The 21,128-nt window shown below is 60.9% G+C and carries 19 protein-coding genes; 12 read left to right on the top strand and 7 right to left on the bottom strand.

The window, feature by feature from the left end:
* Positions 1-44: 44 nt before the first annotated feature.
* Positions 45-284 carry a ribbon-helix-helix domain-containing protein gene (locus ACQZ45_RS05205; RefSeq protein WP_025592709.1) on the bottom strand — a complete coding sequence of 80 codons (240 nt, stop codon included), beginning with the start codon at positions 282-284 and terminating at the stop codon, positions 45-47.
* 346 nt (positions 285-630) lie between these two features.
* Between ACQZ45_RS05205 and betI the strand changes: the two genes are divergently transcribed.
* The 3 genes from betI to betA all read left to right on the top strand — a co-directional run bounded on the left by betI (position 631) and on the right by betA (position 4,466).
* A complete protein-coding gene (gene betI / locus ACQZ45_RS05200) occupies positions 631-1,251 on the top strand; it encodes a transcriptional regulator BetI (protein ID WP_003511878.1) in 621 nt (206 codons plus the stop codon).
* A gap of 11 nt (positions 1,252-1,262) precedes the next feature.
* The gene (gene betB / locus ACQZ45_RS05195; RefSeq protein WP_111783257.1) at positions 1,263-2,744 is read left to right on the top strand and encodes a betaine-aldehyde dehydrogenase; all 1,482 of its coding nucleotides are present in this window, start codon (positions 1,263-1,265) and stop codon (positions 2,742-2,744) included.
* A gap of 72 nt (positions 2,745-2,816) precedes the next feature.
* The gene (gene betA, locus ACQZ45_RS05190) at positions 2,817-4,466 is read left to right on the top strand and encodes a choline dehydrogenase (RefSeq protein ID WP_065658185.1); all 1,650 of its coding nucleotides are present in this window, start codon (positions 2,817-2,819) and stop codon (positions 4,464-4,466) included.
* Positions 4,467-4,469: 3 nt separating this feature from the next.
* Here betA and ACQZ45_RS05185 read toward each other — a convergent pair whose 3' ends face one another.
* Positions 4,470-4,769 (bottom strand): type II toxin-antitoxin system RelE/ParE family toxin, encoded by a 300-nt coding sequence (locus tag ACQZ45_RS05185; protein ID WP_065661272.1) that lies wholly within the window; start codon positions 4,767-4,769, stop codon positions 4,470-4,472.
* Positions 4,766-5,038: a YlcI/YnfO family protein gene (locus ACQZ45_RS05180; protein WP_111783255.1), complete on the bottom strand. Its 273-nt coding sequence runs from the start codon at positions 5,036-5,038 to the stop codon at positions 4,766-4,768. The genes ACQZ45_RS05185 and ACQZ45_RS05180 overlap by 4 nt, the downstream gene beginning before the upstream one ends.
* Positions 5,039-5,184: 146 nt before the next feature.
* On the opposite strand from ACQZ45_RS05180, the gene ACQZ45_RS05175 reads away from it, so the two are divergent.
* Positions 5,185-6,528, top strand: a complete 1,344-nt coding sequence (locus ACQZ45_RS05175; protein ID WP_065702702.1) for a chloride channel protein — start codon at positions 5,185-5,187, stop codon at positions 6,526-6,528.
* 7 nt (positions 6,529-6,535) lie between these two features.
* On the opposite strand, the gene ACQZ45_RS05170 is transcribed toward ACQZ45_RS05175, so the two are convergent.
* Entirely contained in the window at positions 6,536-7,288 is a 753-nt protein-coding gene (locus tag ACQZ45_RS05170; RefSeq protein WP_003511884.1) for a DUF3750 domain-containing protein, read from the bottom strand.
* Positions 7,289-7,361: 73 nt separating this feature from the next.
* On the opposite strand from ACQZ45_RS05170, the gene ACQZ45_RS05165 reads away from it, so the two are divergent.
* Positions 7,362-8,354: an asparaginase gene (locus ACQZ45_RS05165; RefSeq protein ID WP_013635650.1), complete on the top strand. Its 993-nt coding sequence runs from the start codon at positions 7,362-7,364 to the stop codon at positions 8,352-8,354.
* A gap of 244 nt (positions 8,355-8,598) precedes the next feature.
* Complete coding sequence (locus ACQZ45_RS05160) at positions 8,599-9,219, top strand: glutathione S-transferase family protein (protein ID WP_113291403.1); 621 nt, start codon at positions 8,599-8,601, stop codon at positions 9,217-9,219.
* Positions 9,220-9,318: 99 nt separating this feature from the next.
* On the opposite strand, the gene ACQZ45_RS05155 is transcribed toward ACQZ45_RS05160, so the two are convergent.
* On the bottom strand, positions 9,319-9,978 hold the full coding sequence (locus tag ACQZ45_RS05155; protein WP_113291404.1) for a glutathione S-transferase family protein: 660 nt from the start codon (positions 9,976-9,978) through the stop codon (positions 9,319-9,321).
* An 81-nt stretch (positions 9,979-10,059) separates the two neighbouring features.
* Positions 10,060-10,575 carry a MarR family winged helix-turn-helix transcriptional regulator gene (locus ACQZ45_RS05150; RefSeq protein ID WP_003511890.1) on the bottom strand — a complete coding sequence of 172 codons (516 nt, stop codon included), beginning with the start codon at positions 10,573-10,575 and terminating at the stop codon, positions 10,060-10,062.
* 141 nt (positions 10,576-10,716) lie between these two features.
* Between ACQZ45_RS05150 and ACQZ45_RS05145 the strand changes: the two genes are divergently transcribed.
* The 4 genes from ACQZ45_RS05145 to ACQZ45_RS05130 all read left to right on the top strand — a co-directional run bounded on the left by ACQZ45_RS05145 (position 10,717) and on the right by ACQZ45_RS05130 (position 16,345).
* On the top strand, positions 10,717-12,249 hold the full coding sequence (locus ACQZ45_RS05145; RefSeq protein ID WP_019564151.1) for an MDR family MFS transporter: 1,533 nt from the start codon (positions 10,717-10,719) through the stop codon (positions 12,247-12,249).
* 226 nt (positions 12,250-12,475) lie between these two features.
* Positions 12,476-13,492, top strand: a complete 1,017-nt coding sequence (locus ACQZ45_RS05140; protein ID WP_162736158.1) for a ligase-associated DNA damage response exonuclease — start codon at positions 12,476-12,478, stop codon at positions 13,490-13,492.
* 1 nt (position 13,493) lies between these two features.
* The gene (locus ACQZ45_RS05135; protein WP_003511896.1) at positions 13,494-15,119 is read left to right on the top strand and encodes a cisplatin damage response ATP-dependent DNA ligase; all 1,626 of its coding nucleotides are present in this window, start codon (positions 13,494-13,496) and stop codon (positions 15,117-15,119) included.
* A gap of 260 nt (positions 15,120-15,379) precedes the next feature.
* Positions 15,380-16,345: an alpha/beta hydrolase family protein gene (locus tag ACQZ45_RS05130; RefSeq protein ID WP_003511897.1), complete on the top strand. Its 966-nt coding sequence runs from the start codon at positions 15,380-15,382 to the stop codon at positions 16,343-16,345.
* Between the two features lie 45 nt (positions 16,346-16,390).
* Here the strand turns inward: ACQZ45_RS05130 and ACQZ45_RS05125 are convergent, their stop codons facing one another.
* Positions 16,391-19,126 carry a heavy metal translocating P-type ATPase gene (locus tag ACQZ45_RS05125; protein WP_113291405.1) on the bottom strand — a complete coding sequence of 912 codons (2,736 nt, stop codon included), beginning with the start codon at positions 19,124-19,126 and terminating at the stop codon, positions 16,391-16,393.
* Between the two features lie 167 nt (positions 19,127-19,293).
* On the opposite strand from ACQZ45_RS05125, the gene ACQZ45_RS05120 reads away from it, so the two are divergent.
* Together ACQZ45_RS05120 and ACQZ45_RS05115 are read left to right on the top strand one after the other, a co-directional pair.
* Positions 19,294-20,202, top strand: coding sequence for a L,D-transpeptidase (locus tag ACQZ45_RS05120; protein WP_019564146.1), 909 nt, complete (start codon positions 19,294-19,296; stop codon positions 20,200-20,202).
* A gap of 159 nt (positions 20,203-20,361) precedes the next feature.
* Positions 20,362-21,087, top strand: a complete 726-nt coding sequence (locus ACQZ45_RS05115; protein ID WP_013635657.1) for a L,D-transpeptidase — start codon at positions 20,362-20,364, stop codon at positions 21,085-21,087.
* Positions 21,088-21,128: the final 41 nt, after the last annotated feature.

Raw genomic sequence — 21,128 nt, 5'->3', positions numbered from 1 at the left:
TTTTGTCACGGGCCCCTCAATAGCCAGGGGTATCCGGCAGGCCCTCAGGCCCGGCGCACATGGCCGGTGTGAGCGGCGTAAAGTTCCGCGACATTCAGTCGTTCACGATCCGCCTCGACAGGTGCTGCAGCCTCTGTATCTGCGCCGGTTGCGGCAGCAGAGGCCGCCCATAGTCTCAGCGCGGCCCTTACGACCTCGCTGCCGGATGCGTAGGCGCCGCTATTCACGGCCTCGCGCATTCTTGCTGCCTGTTCCGGGGAAATCGATACTGTCACCATTGGCATGATATCACTCCCTTGTTCAACCGTTGCGAAGGCATCTCCGGTCCGTGCCGGGACCTGATGGGGATCGCGGTCTTGCGGGCGTTTTTTCAGTTTTCGTCTGGCGCCGCTTCCAGCGAAATTTGTATCACTCTGCATATTAGCACGAAACGTGTTCCATTCCCAATTTGCAGTATATCACGGTTTAGTTTTTCCCCTGTGAGCCGCTCCTCAGCATGGGAGCGGCTAGTCTTATCCGGCCTTGCCCGGTTTTCTTTGATCCATGGCAAATCAGCGACATGAAATGGCGCGTTTTTTATTGATTGATTGATCAATCAAGAATATTTTGCCCGCCATCAAGGAGACCCTTATGCCAAAGATCGGAATGGAGCCTTTGCGCCGCAAGGCGCTTGTGGATGCGGCGTTGCGCACCATAGGCCACCATGGTTCGCTGAATGTGACAATGTCGGATATTGCCCGGGAAGCGGGCGTATCGCCGGCGCTTGCGCATCATTATTTCGGCAGCAAGCAGCAGCTCCTTCTGGAAACCATCCGCAGCCTGCTGCGGGATCTGAGGCGCGATGCGGTGGCGGCGCTGACCCGCGCCAATGGCCCGCGCGAACGGCTGAGCGCCATCGTTCACGTCTCTTTCCAGAGCGACCAGTTCACGCCCGAGACGGTGGCGGCATGGCTTGCCTTTTATGTGGAGGCGCAGCGCTCGGAAGAAACCCGCCGCCTGCTGGTGCTCTATTCCCGTCGCCTGCGCTCGAACCTCATGGCAAGCCTAAACCGGCTATGCCCGCCCGATGACGCCGCGCGGATTGCGGAAGGTGCCGCAGCCCTTATCGACGGGCTGTATATCAGGCACAGCCTGCGTTCGGCCCCGCTTGGGCTCGCCTCCGCGCCGGCCCTTGTCGAAGACTATTTCGACTTGCAGCTCAAACCATATCCTGATGGACAGCGCCCGAAGCCGTCCGTCCGCATTCTCTAGGAGTATTCGACATGACTATCGCGACGTCTCTCAGGGCGCAGCCCAAAGCCTCGCATTTCATTGATGGCGACTATGTCGAAGACAATGCCGGCACGCTTTTCGAAAGCGTCTTTCCGGCCACCGGCGAAGTCATTGCAAAGCTGCATGCGGCAACGCCCGCGATTGTCGAGCGCGCCATTGCATCGGCCAAACGCGCCCAGAAGGAATGGGCGGCAATGAGCCCCATGGCGCGCGGGCGTATATTGAAACGCGCCGCCGATATCATGCGTGAACGCAACGAGGCGCTCTCCACGCTCGAAACGCTGGATACCGGCAAGCCGATCCAGGAAACCATCGTCGCCGATCCGACCTCGGGTGCCGATGCCTTCGAATTTTTCGGCGGTATCGCGCCTTCCGCGCTGAACGGCAACTACATCCCGCTCGGCGGCGATTTCGCCTATACCAAGCGCGTGCCGCTCGGCGTGTGTGTCGGCATCGGCGCATGGAACTATCCACAGCAGATCGCCTGCTGGAAGGCGGCCCCGGCGCTCGTTGCCGGCAACGCCATGGTCTTCAAGCCCTCGGAAAACACCCCGCTCGGCGCTCTGAAGATTGCCGAAATCCTGATCGAGGCAGGGCTGCCCAAGGGCCTGTTCAACGTCATTCAGGGTGATCGCGATACCGGCCCGCTTCTGGTCAACCACCCGGATGTCGCCAAGGTCTCGCTCACCGGCTCGGTGCCCACCGGCCGCAAGGTGGCGGCCGCCGCCGCCGGGCATCTCAAGCATGTGACGATGGAACTCGGTGGCAAATCGCCGCTGATCGTGTTTGACGATGCCGATATCGAAAGCGCTGTCGGCGGCGCGATGCTCGGCAATTTCTATTCTTCCGGTCAGGTCTGCTCCAACGGTACCCGCGTTTTCGTGCAGAAAAAGGCAAAGGACCGCTTCCTCGAAAACCTGAAGCGCCGCACCGAGGCGATGATCCTCGGCGACCCCCTGGATTACGCCACCCATCTCGGCCCGCTGGTCTCCAAAGCCCAGCAGGAAAAGGTGCTTGGCTATATCGAAAAGGGCAAGGCGGAGGGTGCGACGCTGGTAACCGGCGGCGGCATTCCCAACAATGTTGCAGGCGAGGGCGCCTATGTGCAGCCGACCGTGTTTGCAGATGTGACCGATGACATGACTATCGCGCGCGAGGAAATCTTCGGCCCGGTCATGTGCGTGCTGGATTTCGACGATGAGGATGAGGTTCTCGCCCGCGCCAACGCCACCGAATTCGGCCTTGCCGGCGGCGTCTTCACCGCCGATCTGGCCCGCGCTCATCGCGTGGTCGACCAGCTGGAGGCGGGCACGCTGTGGATCAACACCTACAATCTCTGCCCGGTGGAAATCCCATTCGGCGGCTCCAAGCAGTCTGGTTTCGGGCGCGAGAATTCGGCGGCGGCGCTGGATCATTATAGCGAGCTGAAGACGGTTTATGTGAGCACGGGGAAGGTGGACGCGCCTTATTGAGATTTGGTGGGGGGGGGACCCCACCCTCAGCCCGTTAATCGGAACCAACGCTCATTGAAGAGAGAGCAAATCATGCACGCAGATTACGTCATCGTCGGTTCCGGTTCCGCAGGCTCCGCCATCGCCTATCGCCTGTCGGAAGACGGCCGTTATTCGGTGATTGTCATTGAGGCTGGCGGCTCGGATTTCGGGCCTTTCATCCAGATGCCGGCCGCACTCGCCTGGCCGATGAGCATGAAGCGCTACAATTGGGGCTATCTCTCCGAACCCGAACCGAACCTCGACAATCGCCGCATCACCGCCCCACGCGGCAAGGTCATCGGCGGTTCGTCCTCCATTAACGGCCTTGTTTACGTGCGCGGCCATGCCGAGGATTTCAACCGCTGGGAGGAACTGGGCGCGCATGGTTGGGCCTATGCGGATGTGCTGCCTTATTTCAAGCGCATGGAACACAGCCATGGCGGCGAAGAGGGGTGGCGCGGCACGGATGGGCCGCTGCATGTTCAGCGCGGGCCGGTCAGCAATCCGCTGTTCCACGCCTTCATTCAGGCTGGTGCGCAGGCAGGCTTCGAGCTGACAGACGACTATAACGGCTCCAAACAGGAAGGTTTCGGCCTGATGGAGCAGACCATCCATAATGGCCGCCGCTGGTCCGCCGCCAATGCCTACCTGAAGCCGGCGCTGAAGCGCGGTAATGTCACGCTGGTCAATGGCTTCGCCCGCAAGGTCGTCATCGAGAACGGCCGTGCCGTCGGCGTCGAAATCGAGCGCAGGGGCGGGGTGGAAACCATCAGGGCCGATCGTGAGGTGATCGTCTCGGCATCGTCTTTCAATTCGCCGAAATTGCTGATGCTTTCGGGCATCGGGCCTGCCGCTCATCTGAAGGACATGGGCATAGAGGTTAAGGCGGATCGGCCGGGTGTCGGCGCAAACCTTCAGGACCATATGGAGTTTTATTTCCAGCAGGTCTCCACCAAGCCGGTGTCGCTTTACTCCTGGCTGCCCTGGTTCTGGCAGGGGGTCGCGGGCGCGCAATGGCTGCTGTCGAAAGGCGGGTTAGGGGCCTCCAACCAGTTCGAGGCCTGCGCCTTCCTGCGTTCAGCGCCTGGCCTGAAACAGCCTGACATCCAGTACCATTTCCTGCCCGTCGCCATCTCCTATGATGGCAAGGCTGCTGCGAAAAGCCATGGTTTTCAGGCACATGTCGGCTACAACCTGTCGAAGTCGCGCGGCAATGTCACGCTGCGTTCCGCCGATCCGCATGACGACCCGGTCATCCGCTTCAACTATATGAGCCACCCGGAAGACTGGGAAAAATTCCGCCATTGCGTGCGCCTCACGCGCGAGATTTTCGGCCAGAAAGCCTTCGACGATTTTCGCGGGCCTGAAATACAGCCGGGCGAAAAGGTAGAGACGGACGAACAGATCGACGCCTTCCTGCGCGAACATCTGGAAAGCGCCTATCACCCCTGCGGCACCTGCCGGATGGGCGACAGGAACGACCCCATGGCGGTCGTTGATCCCGAATGCCGGGTGATCGGCGTGGAGGGGCTGCGGGTCGCCGACAGCTCGATCTTCCCGCACGTGACCTATGGCAACCTGAACGGTCCGTCGATCATGACGGGCGAAAAGGCGGCGGACCACATCCTTGGCAAAACCCCGCTGCCGCGCTCCAATCAGGAGCCGTGGGTAAACCCGCGCGCGGCCGTCAGCGACCGGTGAGGATCAATGGTAATCGTCCTCGCGCTGGTGGCGAACGGCGGCAATGGTGACTGTTTCCGGGCCGTCGATGCGGAACAGCACGATATAGCCGGATGACCCGAACGGCACGAGAAGTTCACGTATCAGCCCGTTTTCAGAAGATGCCTTACGGCAACTGAAGGGAAAATCGCTGAGAATGTCTAATCCTGCTCTTATGGCGTGAATGGCCTTCTCGGCCACATCGATGTCGTATGCGATCAGAAAATCATAGATGCGATCGAAATCCGCCAGTGCTTCTTCGGTATAACGAAGCTGATATGTCATTTCCGTTTCGCGGCTTTCGCAGCATCGAGTTTTCTTTGCATCATCGAAAGAACATCGTTGGTGCTATAATAGACACCGGTGCGCTCCGCTTGTTCGAGCGACGCCAGCCCGCGCGCAATGAATTCCGCCTGCGATTTGCGGATTTCCACCTGCCTGCGGACCGAATCCTCGACAAATGACGATAGCGTCTCGCCGTCTTTCAGAACGCTTTCTGCCGCCTCGCGGAAATCCGCCGTTACACGCAGCGAAGGCAAAGTTGCGGTTTTCATCTTTTCTCTCCATGCGTTGCATTTGCGATGCGCAGCTTCTGCCATCTGTCGCAACGAGTCAAATGCAAAACTTGCAATCGCCGGCTGGCAGGCCGATAAAAGGGCCTCCCGCCCGACAATAACTGAAATCACCGATCTGGATCCCCATGCCCGTCGACTACAAAAAGCTGAAGATGCTCCGCCGTTCCCGTGTTGTGTGGGGTTCATGGCGGGTGTGGAAGCCGAGGGCGGTTTTCTGGATCGGCGCGATTGCGGTGGGCCTTATCAGCGTCGGTTTTGCCTGGGCGGCGGATCGCGCCCAGCATCTTTTCTTCTCGGCAACATCTTCTGGCGAATGGGCGTTTCTGCTGCCGCTTGTCGTGACGCCGCTCGGTTTCACGCTGTGCGCCTGGCTGGCGCTGACGGTTTTTCCCAATGCCGGCGGCAGCGGCATTCCCCAGGCCATCGCCGCGCGGCACCTGCGTGACGACGCGGATCGTTCGCGGCTCCTGTCGCTGAAACTCGCTTTCGGCAAGGTCTTGCTGACGGTCGTCGGGCTTTTGTCCGGTGCGTCAATCGGGAGAGAGGGGCCAACCGTGCAGGTCGGGGCCTCGATCATGCTTCAGGCGGCGCGCTGGGGCGGCATGGCACAGGCAAAGGGTCTTATTCTTGCCGGATCAGCGGCGGGTATTGCCGCAGCGTTCAACACACCGCTGGCCGGCATCGTGTTTGCCATCGAGGAAATGAGCAGGACCTACGAATCCCGGGCAAACGGCCTCGTCCTTACCGCCGTCATCCTGTCCGGCCTTGCCTCGCTGGCGCTGGTCGGCAGCTATACTTACTTTGGCACCAGTTCCGTCATGGCGAAAACCATGATGGACTGGCTGCTCGTGCTGGTCTGCGGCATTGGTGGTGGTGCGTTCGGCGCGCTGTTCAGCGCGGGCGCACTGCGCCTGTCCGCGCGTATCCGGCGCTTCGCCCAGGCCATGCCGTCAAGGCGGATGCTGGCGGTTGCCGCCGCCTGCGGCCTTGCCTCCGCCGTCATCGGTATTGCAACTGATGGCGCGACCTTCGGAACGGGTTACGAACAGGCGCGCGCCGCAATCGAGGGCCAGGCCGCACCGGCCTTCTTCTTCATCGAAAAGCTGGCGGCCACGTTTCTGGCGATGATGTCGGGCATTCCGGGCGGTATATTCGCGCCGTCGCTGTCCGTGGGCGCGGGCTTTGGCAGTACGATGGCGACTTTGCTGGGTACGAGCATCGGCCTTGGCGCCATTGTCGGCATGGCGGGATATTTCGCGGGCGTGGTGCAGGCCCCCATGACGGCTTTCGTAATCATCCTCGAAATGACCGGCAATCATGACGGCGTCATCCCCATCATGGTGGCATCGATGCTGGGATATCTAACCTCCCGGCTGTTCTCCCGGGAGCCGCTCTATCACGGCCTGTCGCGTGTTTTTATTGCCCAGAGCATCCGCGCTAAACGCGCAGCACACGCCGCTGAGACCTGACCCGACTTTACGCGCGGATACCCGCCACTCCGAAATAGCCAAGTCCCGGTATCTTCACGCCGGGCCGGCTGAAATCGAAACCCGCGACCAGGCCGAGGAAATTGACCTCGAAGCCACTGCGTGCGCCCGCCGAAATACCGAACAACCCGCCAAGCGAGAGGCTCGCATCCTTCCAGTCGTCGGCGACGTGGTAAAACGCGCCGTTGGGCAGATAGTCGCGGCCCACCGCGTCTGATGGCAGAACCACACCGAGCTCCGGCACGCTGCGCAGCACATGGGCAACGAAAGTGTTGGAGTTGGGACCGGGATAGATACGATAGCCGCCCGGTTTGCCATAGGGATAGTCGGCAATCGCCTGTTCGATCTTCGGGATCAGTTTTTCCGCTGCCGCCCCATGAATGGCCACCACCTGACGCGGCGTGTTGGAATACCAATAGGCATCCGCCGGATAGCCGTTGTGGCGTATCGGCATTCCCCAGCCCACCTTGTCGTAGCGATCGTAGGCCGTCGCGCCCGGCTTTTTCAGCACGATCCAGGCATGGCTGGCGACGGAGCCTTTAAAGCCACCGGTCATGGCGGAAAAAACGTAAACCGCCGCCTGCCGGTCGGCACCTGCTTGCGGCAGGGTGCCGGAGGAAGACCAGCGCGCATCACGCCAGCCCTGCGGGTGATCCCTCATGGCCCACAACCCCGCCGATGCCAGAGCTGGCAGCAGATAGATGATGGCAATCGCCAGCAGCAGACGTTTTGCAAATTTCACTGATAGCCTCGTGCATCGAAAAATCAATTGCGCTATCAACGACATAAAATCAGAACTTTTTGAGGCCGCAAAAATGAACAATTCCGTTACCGTCGAAGTCCTCAGGGGCAGTCTGGTCGAAAGCCGCCACCAGGGTCTTGCAGTGGTGGTGGATGGCGATGGTGGCGTCGTGTTTTCAGCTGGCGATGTCGAGCGTGGCGTCTTCCCGCGTTCTGCCTGCAAGGCCATGCAGGCACTGCCGCTGGTGGAAAGCGGCGCGGCGGATGCCTATGGATTTGGCAATCGCGAGCTGGCGCTTGCCTGCTCTTCCCATTCCGGCGAGGACGAACACGCGGCGCTCGCCGCCTCCATGCTCGCAAGGGCGGGCAGGGATGTGGATACGCTGGAATGCGGCGCGCACTGGTCTTCCGACCAGAAGACCATCATCCATCAGGCCCGCACGCTGGAAAAGCCGACGGCGCTTCACAATAATTGCTCCGGCAAGCACTCCGGCTTCATCTGCGCCTGCTGTCACACAGGCACCGACCCCAAGGGCTATGTCGGTTACGACCACCCCCTGCAGCGGGAAATCCGCGCGACGATGGAAAGCCTGACGGGTGCGACGCTTGGCCATGACAATTGCGGCGTGGACGGTTGCTCGATCCCCACTTATGCCGTGCCGCTCAAGGGTCTGGCGCATGGTTTTGCCAAGATGGCGACGGGCAGGGGGCTGGAGGCCGGGCGCGCGCAAGCCTCCCGCCGGCTCTTTGACGCCTGCATGGCGGAACCCTTTTACGTGGCGGGCACCGGCCGCACCTGCACCAGGCTGATGCAGATCGCGCCGGGCAGGATTTTCGCCAAGACCGGCGCAGAAGGCGTGTTCGTGGCCGCACTGCCGGAAAAGGGCATCGCCATGGCGGTGAAATGCGAAGACGGCACGACGCGTGCGGCGGAAGCGATGATTGCCGCAATGCTGGCGAAATATTTCGATGGCGCCGAGAACGAGGCGCTGCTTGCCATGGCAAACCGGCAGATGCGCAACTGGAACGGCATCCACGTCGGCGATATCCGCGTCGTCGGCCTCTAGAGCATCTCCTGTAAAACTGCGCAGCGGCTTTACGTCCGGACCATGCATAAAGACAAAAAATAAGGCGCGCGGTATGCCTTCGGTTAAACGCGACGCGCTTCAGAAATAACCTTTGACGCGGCCCGCTGCCGGCAGGATGATGGATTGCCCTTGCATGTGATGGTCTGCCAGATCGCCGCCGCATGGGCTGGCGTCTGCACGCGAGGAGGTGGGCGCCCCTCATTGCCCTGGAGGTTGCATATCCATGTTCACACTGTTTTTCTCCCCCGGTTCCTGCTCCCGCGCCAGCCATATCGTGCTTGAGGAATCCGGCCTGCCTTACACGGCCCATCGCGTCAACTTCGCCGAGGAAGAGCAGCGCTCCGAGGCATTCCTAAAGATCAACCCGAAAGGGCGCGTGCCAGCGCTGGCAACGGCAAGCGGGGTGCTGACGGAAACGCCTGCCATCCTCGCCTTCATTGCGCAGATGGCTCCGGAGAAGAAACTCGCCCCACTCGACGATCCCTTCGAATTCGCCCTGATGCAAGCCTTCAACGCCTTCATTTCCTCCACGGTGCATGTCGCCCATGCGCATGGCCGGCGCGGCAGCCGCTGGGCGAGCGAGGATAGTTCCCTGGCGGATATGAAAGCGAAGGTGCCGCAGACCATGACCGATTGTTTCGAACTGATCGAGCACGGCATGCTGCACGGCCCATGGGTCTTGGGCACCGCCTATTCGGTCGCCGATCCCTATCTATTCGTCATGTCCGGCTGGTTGGAAAGCGACGGCGTGGATATCGCCCGCTTCCCGAAGGTGCATGATCACTTCAGGCGCATGAACGAGCGCCCGGCCGTGCAGCGGGCGCTGGCGGGTGAGAAGGGGTGATGTGCTAAAAAGCTTGCTTCGTCGTCCTCGGGCTTGTCCCGAGGATGACGTCGAGTGCGAAGAGAGGTCTGCCAACTATCCCCTAGCTAGTGCCTTCGTTCACGCCGCCTCGGCGGCCCGGCTGTCCCACATGGACTTGAATGCCGTGCGGGCCTGGCAGCGCTCCAGCCAGGCTTTCAGCGCCGGATGGGCGTCAAACAGCGGCTGGTGGCCCTGCGCGTAACGGACGATTTCCGCCACGTTGAGATCGGCGACGGTGAAACGGTCGCCTACCAGATAATCGTGGCTGGCAAGATGTTGCTCCAGCACCCGGAAGGGCCGCCTCAAAAGGCGCGCGGCGACATCGATCACCGCTTTGCCGGCATCGCTTTCCGAAAGCCCTTCGGCGATGGCGGAGGAAATCTTCAGCGAATTGGTCTCGATTTCGGTCGCGGCAAAGAACGACCATTGCAGCATCGCCGCATCTTCCTTCAGGTCGACCGGTGCGAGCGGTCCGCCATATTTGCGGACGAAATAAAGGTTGATGGCCATGGATTCATAAAGCACCATGCCGTCATCTTCGATGCAGGGGATGGTGCCCATCGGATTGATGGCCAGAAACGCGGGGGACAGCGTGTTGAGCGGCGCGTCTGCGGCCAGGGGATCGGCAACGCGGCGGGCCTGCACGACAGGCACGTGCTTGAATTCCATGCCCAGTTCCCCGGCAAGCCAGAGCGTGCGCGTGGCGCGGGAACGGTAGACACCATAGATCGTCAACATCGAAGTCACCCTTTTACCTTTTCGATGGCGGCACGTTAAGGTCTCGTCCTTTTAGAGTGAAGTTGTGGATGTCAGGGTCAACTATGATTTTTTCTGATCCGTCAGGAGGTCCGTATCCGGTGACAGCCGGGCCTCGAAACGGTCGATGAACCGATCGAAAAGCCGGGCGAATGTCTCGACATCCTCCTCCGGCCATCCATCCATCACGTCCTGGATGACGCTCATCTTGGTCCGGCGCATTTCCTGCAGCAGACTGGTGCCAAGTGGTGTGATCTCGACGATGCTGCGGCGGGCATCCTCCTGCGAGACGCCGCGTTTCAACAGGCCGCGCCCGACCATATCCGCCACCACCCGGCTGCCGCGCGAGGGGTCTATGCGCATGCCCTCGGCAATCGCACCAACGGTGACATCACCGTCCGCGCGGCGCAATATATCGAGAACGTCGATATGGGAGAGTTCCAGACCCGGAGCCACCTTGGCAAGTGCCATGCGCCCGATGATGCGCCGTCCGATCATGATGCGCATACGCGTCATCGTATTGCCGATGCGCTTGATGTCTTCGGGCAGATCCTCGTTCCAGTCTTCCTCAGTCGACACGCTCAGCCGTTCCTTTCAATCCCGATTTGCGATCACATTTAGCGCCAATATCATGGATGTCAAAAACTTGCCATTGACATATATATGCTAATAGCACACAAATTGTCGCAGCAAAATTGCCGAAACTCAACGAGATTTTTCATGGATATGTCCGTTGCCCCCGTGGCGCCGCTTGTGTCGGATCACCGGCGTAGGCTCATCGTTTTCCTGTTTCTGATGTTGGCCATGTTCATGGCTACCCTCGACAACCAGATCGTCTCGACAGCGCTGCCCACCATCGTCGGCGAGTTCGGCGCACTGGAGCGTTTCGGCTGGATCGGTTCGGCCTATCTTCTGGCCACCAGCGCGGTCATGCCTGTTTATGGCAAGCTCGGAGACCTGTTCGGGCGAAAATACGTGATGATCGCGGCGGTTATAATCTTCACACTCGGCTCGCTCGCCTGCGGGCTGGCCTGGTCAATGGATAGCCTGATCGCGGCCCGCGTGCTTCAGGGCCTTGGCGGCGGCGGCATCATGGTGTCGATCTTCTCCGTCAATGCGGATCTGTTCGAACCGCGTGAAAGAGCCCGTTACCAAAGCTATTCCAGCCTCACCATCATGGCGTCCGGCAGCGTCGGGCCTATTCTCGGCGGCACGATGAGCGATCTGTTCGGCTGGCGGTCGATCTTCCTCATCAACCTGCCACTCGGGCTTATCGTCATCACCGGCCTGATTTTCCTGCTGCCCTACCGCCGTCCCGCGCGTCAGCCGAAGATCGACTATCTCGGCGCCGTCCTGCTGGCAGCGACGATCGCAAGCGTCGTCTTCTGGGCCGACAGCAGCGAATTGTTCGGTTCGCTCATCGCCGGTCCCAGCCTCGGTATTATCGCTTTCGCCGTCATCGCCGCATTCCTCTGGGTGCAAGTGGAACGTCGCGCGCCGGAACCCGTGGTGCCGCTCAGGCTCTTCAAGGACAGCACCTTTCCGCTGTTGATGATCGTTTCATTGACCAGCGGCGGCATTGGCATCGGCATGGTCAATTATTACGCGCTGTTCCTGCAGACCACGACCGGGCTTTCCCCATCCCATGCCGGCCTGTTCTTCATCGCCGTCACCGGCGGCATCGTCATGGGTTCCCTGTCGGCCGGGCGGTTGATCTCGATCACCGGCGTCTACAAACCGTTTTCGGTGGCCGGGCTTACTATCAATGTCATCGCCATGCTGCTCTTCACGCAGATGCATGCGGGAACGCCGCTTTGGCTGATTGCGATTCTCATGCTGGCGCAGGGTTTCGCCGTCGGCCTCGGCCAGCAGGCACCCATTATCGGAGTGCAGAATTCCGCGCCGAAGGCCGATATCGGTGCCGCAAGCGGCGCGGTGACGCTCACCCGTATGGGCGGCGCAGCAATAGCCATCTCGGTCTATGGCGCGATCGTCACCTCCAGCCTCAAGGGCGTTGCCGTGACCATTCCGGGTGTTGGACGGATTGAGGAATTGACGCCGAAGATGCTCTCCGAACTGCCCGCGGCATCCCAGGCCGCCGTTGCCTCGCTCTATTCGGATGCCTTCACGCCGCTGTTCTTCGCAGCCGCCGCAACAGCCGCCATCGGCCTTGCCGCAGCACTGATGCTGAAACCGGTCCGGTTGCCAGCCGCAGCACAGGCGGCCAAGCCGGCGGAAAGTGCGGGGGAGTAGGGGGCGGCTGTCCCTATAAGGCGCGGTGAACTCGAGCTGTGCCTTCCTCCGGCAACTTGCTCTTCCCTCATCCCTGTGAGAAGCACAAGGATGAGGGATGGTTCCGGGCCTTTCCAATATGCCCGTGACCTCTGAGCGCGAAAACAAAACCGCACCCCTGGAAATTTAACGCCCGTTCCGCGTTATGCTCGCAGCACTTTAAATTCGCGCGGGCGGCCCTATCTCAATGAATATGAAGCCGGAACAGCTCCTGAACTCCACGCCCAAGGGTCTTTATTGCCCGCCGGGCGATTTTTATATCGACCCGGTGCGGCCGGTGGCGCGTGCATTGATAACCCACGGCCATTCCGATCACGCCCGCGCCGGCCACGGGGCGGTGCTGGCCACACGCCAGACGCTCGATATCATGCGCATCCGTTACGGCGAGGACTTCTGCGGCAGCGAGCAGGCGGTCGCATTCGGGGAGACGGTGGAGGTAAACGGCGTGACCGTCGGTTTCCACCCGGCGGGCCATGTGCTGGGTTCGGCGCAGATCTCCGTGGAAATGAACGGCATGCGCATCGTTGCCTCCGGCGATTACAAGCGCGGTATCGATCCCACCTGTACACCCTTCGAAACGGTGCCGTGTGATGTCTTCATCACCGAGGCCACCTTCGGGTTGCCGGTGTTTCACCACCCGCTGCCGCGGGTGGAAATCGGCAAGCTGCTCACCTCCATCAAGCAGTTTCCCGAGCGCACCCATCTGGTCGGCGCTTATTCACTCGGCAAAGCGCAGCGCGTTATCAGGCTCCTGCGCGACAATGGTTATGCCGATCCCATCTATATCCACGGCGCGCTGGCACGGCTTTGCGATTATTACGTGTCGCAAGGCATCGATCTAGGTGAGCTGCGCCCCGCGACGCTTGAAAAAAGCGATCCCGCCATCTTCAAGGGCGCGATCGTCGTCGGCCCGCCCTCTGCATTTCAGGAGCGCTGGGCGCGCCGTTTCAACGAGCCGCTGATCGCATTCGCGTCCGGATGGATGATGGTTCGACAGCGGGCGAAACAGGGCGGCGTGGAGCTGCCTTTGGTCATCTCCGACCACTGCGACTGGCCGGAACTGCTGGAAACCATCAAGGAAATTGGCGCGCAGGCCGTCTGGGTCACGCATGGTCGCGAGGAGGCGCTGGTGCGCTGGTGCGAATTGCAGGGCATTGCTGCCAAACCGCTGCATCTTGTCGGTTACGAAGACGAGGGGGATTGAGATGAAAGCCTTCGCCACCCTTCTCGACCGACTTGTCCTCACCCCATCGCGCAACGGCAAGCTGAAGCTTTTGACCGATTATTTCCGTGATACGCCTGACCCGGACCGGGGGTACGGTCTGGCGGCGATTGCCGGCACGCTGGACCTCAAAAGCGTCAAGCCCGCAATGCTGCGCGAGCTGGTGCTGGAGCGCATGGACGAGGTGCTGTTCCGCTATTCATACGATTATGTCGGCGACCTGGCCGAGACCATCTCGCTGGTCTGGGGCAATATCGGCGGTCTGGATGATTCCGAGGCGCAGGATCCCCGTCTTGGCGAAGTCGTGACGCTGATGAATTCGCTCGGCCGCACCGAAGTGCGCGGAGCGGTGCGCGACCTGCTCGACCGGCTCGATACCTCCTCGCGTTTCGCCTTCCTGAAACTCGCAACCGGCAGCCTTCGCATCGGCGTTTCGGCGCGGCTGGCGCGGCAGGCACTGGCGGATTTCGCGGATAAGGACATCATCGAAATCGAAACCCTCTGGCACGGTCTGACGCCGCCTTACACGACGCTTTTCGCCTGGCTGGAGGGCAAGTCCGAGCGACCGGTTCTGGCGACGCCCGCCATCTTTCACTCGGTAATGCTGGCCACCCCGGTTGCAGACGGCGATCTCGATGGTCTGGACCCTGCCGATTATGCGGCTGAGTGGAAATGGGACGGCATCCGTGTGCAGCTTTCCCGCGCAGGCGAGACGCGCAAACTCTACTCCCGCTCCGGCGACGATATTTCCGGCGCATTTCCCGACGTGCTCGATGCCATCGATTTCGAAGGCGTGATGGATGGTGAATTGCTGATTGGCGGCACGGCGCGCTCCAACAATCTCACGCGCACCTTTTCCGACCTTCAACAACGGCTGAACCGCAAGACGGTGACGGCCAAGATGCAGGATGACTATCCGGCCTTCATCCGCGCCTATGACCTGCTGTTCGACGGCGAGAGCGACATTCGCGCGCAGACCTATCTAGAACGCCGTGGCCGCCTGTCGGATATCATCGAACATGCCCCGCATGACCGCTTCGACCTGTCTCCGCTCATCGGTTTTTCAACATGGGACGAGCTGAATACGCTGCGCGCCGCGCCGCCCGATCCGGTGATCGAAGGCGTCATGATCAAGCGCCGCGACAGCGCCTATCAGGCGGGTCGCGCCAAGGGGCCGTGGTTCAAGTGGAAACGCGATCCCTACAATATCGATGCTGTCATGATGTATGCGCAGCGCGGCCACGGCAAACGCTCGAGCTATTATTCCGATTTCACCTTCGGCGTATGGGCGGAAGGTGAAGATGGCGAACAGCTGGTGCCGGTTGGCAAGGCCTATTTCGGTTTTACCGATGCGGAGCTTGAAGTGCTGGACAAGTTCGTGCGCGACAATACCGTCGAGCGTTTCGGACCCGTGCGCGCGGTGCGCGCCACGCCGGATTTCGGTTTCGTGCTGGAGGTGGCTTTCGAGGGCATCAACCGTTCCAACCGCCACAAATCCGGCGTTGCCATGCGGTTTCCACGCATTGCGAGGCTTCGCGCCGACAAACTCCCGGCGGAGGCGGATCGCCTGGCGACGCTTGTGGCGATGATCGATGGCGTTGATGGGTAGGGGTCTCCGCTGTCTCCCTCATCCCTGTGCTTGTCACAGGGATCCAGCCAGCCCAAGTCCTTGGGCTGATGGGACTCTTCCCGCCGAGCCGATGCGCGTCGACTGGATTCCTGTGACAAGCCCAGGAGTAAGGGAATGTTTTGTCCAGAAAATGCCATGATGGCTGCGAATACATTGTTGTCATTCGCGAATCCGTGATTGGACAGCCTCTCGCCGCAGTGCTGAACTGCTTCTAATGTTTTGATCACTCAGGTGCGCATATGCCAGATAAACGCTTTCTCTCCTCAGCATTCGGACAGGAAGAAAGCGGCGCGACCTTAAGGAGCCTGACGCGGCGCAATCTGCTTGTGGGTGCCATGGGCCTGTCAGCAGCGGCGCTTTTGCCCGCGGGTGCGAAAGCGGGCATTCCCACGCCCGAAGTGCTGCCGCTGGAAAAGCAGGATTACGGCGAGGCGCGTAAACGGTTTCATACCCATTTGCTGCGCAAAATGTCCGCTCCGGAAAAATCATCGCCGCTCGGCACACCGCCGGGCGCGGAACGGGTCACCTATCGTGGCGGGCCGGATGGTTCCATCGAGCTTGTGGCCTGGCTTTCCCATTATCAGCCCTCGACGGTACTCAAACCCGCGGTGCTTTTCCTGCACGGCGGCAACGCCACCGGTGACGGCCATTGGGCGATGATGAAGCCATATTGGGAGGCGGGTTTCGTGGTGCTTTTGCCGTCCTTCCGGGGCGAAAACGGCCAGAACGGCAATTATTCCGGTTTCTACGACGAAACAGCGGATGCGCTGGCGGCGGCGACCTATCTGGAAAGCCTGCCCGGTATCGACAGGAAACGCTTCTTCATCGCCGGGCATTCCAATGGCGGCACGCTGACGCTCTTGGCCGCCATGAGCCGCAAATTCCGTGCCGCCGCGCCGATTTCGGCGGGCGTCAATTCATGGCGTTACTTCAACCGCTACTCGGACGAACTCTGTTTCGACGAAACCGACGAGCGGGAATTCATCATGCGCTCTTCGGTCTGTTTCGGCCCCAGCCTCAAATGCCCGGCGCTGTTGCTGCGCGGCACGGAGGAGCGCCCGTTCGACGCCGATCACCAGCTTTTCGTCGACCGCGCCGTGTATTCGGGATTCAAGGTCGACAAAAAACTGCTGCCCGGCACACACAATGGCGTGGTGCCGGGCGCCGTGACGGAAAGCATCCGCTTTTTCAACGAATTTGCATAAAAAAGGGCCGAAAACCGCGTTGCAGCTTTCGGCCCTCTCGTAAAGTCAGGCGCTCTTCTTGAAGTAGCCGAGCAGCCGCATGGCATTGGCGGTGACGAGAACCGTAGCGCCGGTGTCGGCGAAGACAGCGAGCCACAGGCCGGAGAGGCCGGTAACCGTTGTTACCAGGAATACCGCCTTCAGGCCGAGCGCGATCGTTACGTTCTGGTGGATATTGCGCATGGTGGCGCGCGATAGGCCGATCAGGCGGGCAGCATCGCCGACATTGTTGCGCATCAGCGCTGCATCCGCCGCTTCCATCGCCACATCCGTGCCTGAGCCGATGGCGACACCGACGCTTGCAGCCGCGAGGGCGGGCGCATCGTTGATGCCGTCGCCCACCATCACCACGGTTTTCTTCTGGGCAAGCTTGCGGATTTCCTCGACCTTGTTCTGCGGCAGGAGTTCGCCGCGCGCTTCAAGTCCCAGCTTGTTGCCGATTGCCTTTGCCGTGCGGGCATTGTCGCCAGACAGCATAAGCGAGGAAATACCCATCTCCTTCAGTGCCTTGATGCCTTCTGCCGCATCCTTGCGCGGTTCGTCGCGCATGGCGAAGAGACCGCTTGCCGCACCCTCGGCCATGACGACAGCCACGGTCTTGCCTTCGCTTTCCAGTGCGGAAATGCGCTCTGCAAGTTCCGTCGATACGGTCCCGACTTCGGTTGCAAAACGCGGCGCGCCGATGAACAGGCGCTTGCCGCCGACGGTGCCCTGCATGCCACGACCGGAAATCGCCTTGATCTCCGAGCCGGGCAGGGGAGTTACGCCTGCCTTGTTGGCATGGTTGACGATGGCTCTGGCAAGCGGATGGCTGGACTCGTTCTCGATGGTCGCGGCCTGCGCGATCAGCCCGGCCTCGTTGCCGTCAAGAGCCACGACATCCGTCACGACAGGTTCGCCGAGCGTCAGCGTGCCGGTCTTGTCGAAGGCCACGGTTTCGGTGCGTGCCAGCATCTCGATAACCGCACCGCCCTTCACCAGCATACCGTGCCGTGCCGCAGCCGAAAGGCTTGAGGCGATGGCAGCGGGAACGGAAATGACGAGTGCGCAGGGGCAACCGATCAGCAGCAGGGCGAGACCGCGATAAATCCAGGTGTCCCAATCGCCAAGGCCCACAAGCGGCGGCACGACGATGGTAAGTGCGGAAATCGCGACGATCAGCGGCATGTAATAACGCGAGAAGTTCTGGATGAAGCGCTCGGTCGGGGCGCGGGCGTCCTGTGCTTCTTCAACGAGCGTGATGATGCGGGCAATGGTGTTGTCTTCCGGCGCGCGGTCGACCCGAATGCGCAGCGAACCGTCATGGTTGATCGAACCCGCAAAGACGCGTGCGCCTTTTTCCTTGGCGACCGGAATGCTCTCGCCGGTCATCGGCGATTCGTCGACGCTGGATTCGCCTTCCATCACAACGCCATCGGCGGCAATGCGGTCGCCCGGACGCGCCACGACCACCTGTCCGATGCGAACTTTATCGGCGGCAACCTGCCGAAGCGTACCGTTTTCTTCCACCAGTGCCGTTTTTGGCAGCAGGGAACCGAGAGCCTTGATGCCCGAGCGGGCACGTGCGGCGGCAAAGCCTTCCAGCAACTCGCCAACGGAGAACAACAGCACGACGATCGCCGCTTCTTCCGCCTCGCCAATGATGATGGCGCCGATGGCGGCAATCGTCATCAGCATCTCGATGGTGAAGATCGCCCCGAAACGCGCGGCGTTGAAGGCGTTGCGCGCAATGGGAAACAGCGTGACCAGCGTTGCGACGATGAAGGCGTAACTGCCCCATGCCGGGAAGCCAAGCTCAGCCGCATAGGCAACGGCCACGAGAATGGTGCCGGTGAAGGTGTTGCGCGCCTTGGCGGTGCGCCACCACACGCCTTTTTCATCCGCGCCATGGGCGTGGCCTATGTCGGCGCTCTGCGCGACGGTTTCAACGCTCCCGTGGCTATGCGCGTGCTTCGCATCGTCATGATGGTGGCCGCCGCAGCTTGAGTGGTCGTGGTCGGCGTGGTCATGGCTCGAATGGTCGTGGCCCGAATGGTCGTGGCCTGAATGATCATGTTTGTGATCGTGATCATGGCCGTGATGACCGCCGCATGATCCATGGTTATGGTCGTCCGCATGATCGTGATTATGTTCTTCGACCTTGCCGAGTGCGGTTTTTTCCTGCGGCAGCAAGGCAGGCTTGAAGCCGAGCTTGCGCAGCGTGTCCTCGATCTTGTCGACCGGGGTTTTGTTGTCTGCCAGAGAAAGGTTCAGCCTTTCGCGCGCAACGGATACCTTGACGTCGGCAACACCGGGCAGACGCGAGAGCGCGGTTTCGATCTTGGCCGCGCAGCTGCCGCAATCCATGCCGCCGACAGAGAAGGCCAGAGCATTGTTCTGCTCGATGCTCGGTGCTGCTTCCGCATGGTGATGACCACCGCACGATGAATGGTCATGATCATGCCCATGATCGTGATGTTCCGCCGCAATCTTTTCGCGCGGAGCCTTGTCCTGCGGCAGCAAAGCGGGCTTGAAGCCAAGTTTGCGCAGCGTATCCTCGATTTTTGCGACCGACGTTTTGTCTTCGGCCAGCGAAAGGTTCAGCCTTTCGCGCGCAACGGAGACCTTGACGTCGGCAACGCCGGGCAGGCGGGAGAGCGCCGTTTCGATCTTCGCCGCACAGCTGCCGCAATCCATGCCGCCGACCGTGAAGGTCAGGTCTCCTGATTCCCCGTTCAAACTGCCGCGTGTCGAAATATTCATGGTTCTAGCTCCTGAATTCCACTCGACAGCCAATCTGGCACCTCTAGCAACTAGAGGTTCAAGGGCAAAAATGCGCTTTTCCGATTTTTTTTGAAAGGCACACACCAGCCTCGCGCCAGCCGCGCAATGCATCATGCCTTCAAACTTGGTTTCATGAAGCGGTTCAGATGACAGCACTCCTATTGAAAAACTGCCGCCGGGCGGCCTCGCTGGCGGTCATTGCGCTGCTGCCTTTCCTGAGCGGCTGCCTTTTCGTGACGGATACGAGCCGGATGAACCCGGACGTCTTCGTTCAGGAAACGGCGCCGGTGTTCAATTTCAATTCCGTAAGCTCCAATCGCCAGCCGGAACTGCCACCACAGCCGGGTCAGCTTTCCACGCGCCCGCCGGATCTGTTCAGAACCCGCTTCCATCAGGAATACGGTCCGCCGGTGCGCGGGCAGGGCCTGAGCGCGCCGCAGGTGCAGGGATTGAATGTGCCGCAGGCGCAGGGTCAGGCGATGGCCTATGGCCTTCCGGTCTCCAATCCGCTGCACCGGGTCATGTATGGCCCGATCCGCGATGACGACCGGTCCCTGCCGGCCATTCCCTATGGTCGCATCGATCCGCGTTATCTCCGCCAGGAGGTGAGCTACCAGACGGCGGAAGCGCCGGGTACAATCGTCGTGGATACGAAGCAGCATTTTCTCTATCTGGTGCAGCCGGGCGGCAAGGCTATCCGGTATGGAGTTGGCCTCGGGCGCGACGGTTACGCCTGGTCGGGTCGCGGCAAGATCCAGTGGAAGGCGAAATGGCCGCGCTGGACGCCGCCCGACGAAATGGTCAGGCGCCAGCCGGAACTCACCTCCATTTCCGCCGCCAATGGCGGCATGACGCCGGGTCTCAACAACCCGCTTGGCGCGCGTGCACTTTATATTTTCAAGGACGGCAAGGACACGCTTTACCGCGTGCACGGAACGCCCGACTGGCAGTCCGTCGGCAAGGCAACTTCGTCCGGCTGCGTGCGCATGCTCAATCAGGATGTGATCGACCTCTACGAGCGCGTACCGAAGGGCGCACAGATTGTGGTTATCTGACCACTTTCTAAAAGAAAGCGCTGCATCGTGGGGTTCCCCCAGCGCCTTCTGACTGGCTTTTAGCGGTCGGTTAACTATTTTCGCAATACGCCTGTGTACGTGGAACAAACGATGTACAACGGCGATATAGCCGTTCGAAATGTGGGACAATCCGGCCTTATGACAAGCACCGACACAGATCTTTCCAGACGCACTTTCCTTTCCCTTCTGGGTATTTCCTCCGCTTCGTTGCTGGCGGGCTGCGCTTCTTCCGGCACGGGTGAAGCCATTCGCCAGCAGGCGAGCAGCATCGGCAGCGATTTCCGCCAGATGTTCTCGTCGGGCGTTAGCGATGCGGAACTGGCCGTCATGTACGGTTCGGTCGAGGATGGCGGTTACGTCATTCCCGCGGTTCCCTATCAGAAGATCGACCGGCGTTATTATCGTCAGCGCGTAGTCGATCCGACCGGCGAACGCCCCGGCACCGTCGTCGTGGATACGCGCTCGCGTTTCCTCTATGTCGTGGAGCAGGGCGGCAGCGCCATGCGTTACGGCGTCGGCATCGGCCGCGATGGTTTCGCCTGGTCCGGCGAAGGCGTCATCCAGTGGCGCCAGAAATGGCCGAAATGGACCCCGCCGGACGAAATGGTCGCCCGCCAGCCGGAACTGGTCAAATATTCTTCCAAGAACGGCGGCATGCCACCGGGCCTGAAAAACCCGCTCGGTGCCCGCGCGCTCTATATCTTTCAGAACGGCAAGGACACGCTTTACCGCCTGCATGGATCGCCGGAATGGAACTCCATCGGCAAGGCCGTCTCTTCCGGCTGCGTACGGCTGATGAACCAGGACGTCATCGACCTCTATGACCGCGTGCCGCAGAAGGCGCGTGTGGTTGTTTGGCAGTAAGCCAAGCCTGTTCGGATAAAAAGGCGGCCTTGTGCCGCCTT

The sequence above is a fragment of the Agrobacterium sp. 16-2014-1-2a genome (assembly GCF_053522705.1).
Note: the sequence above shows the minus strand (reverse complement) of the source record. Positions and strands in the feature narration are given on the sequence as shown.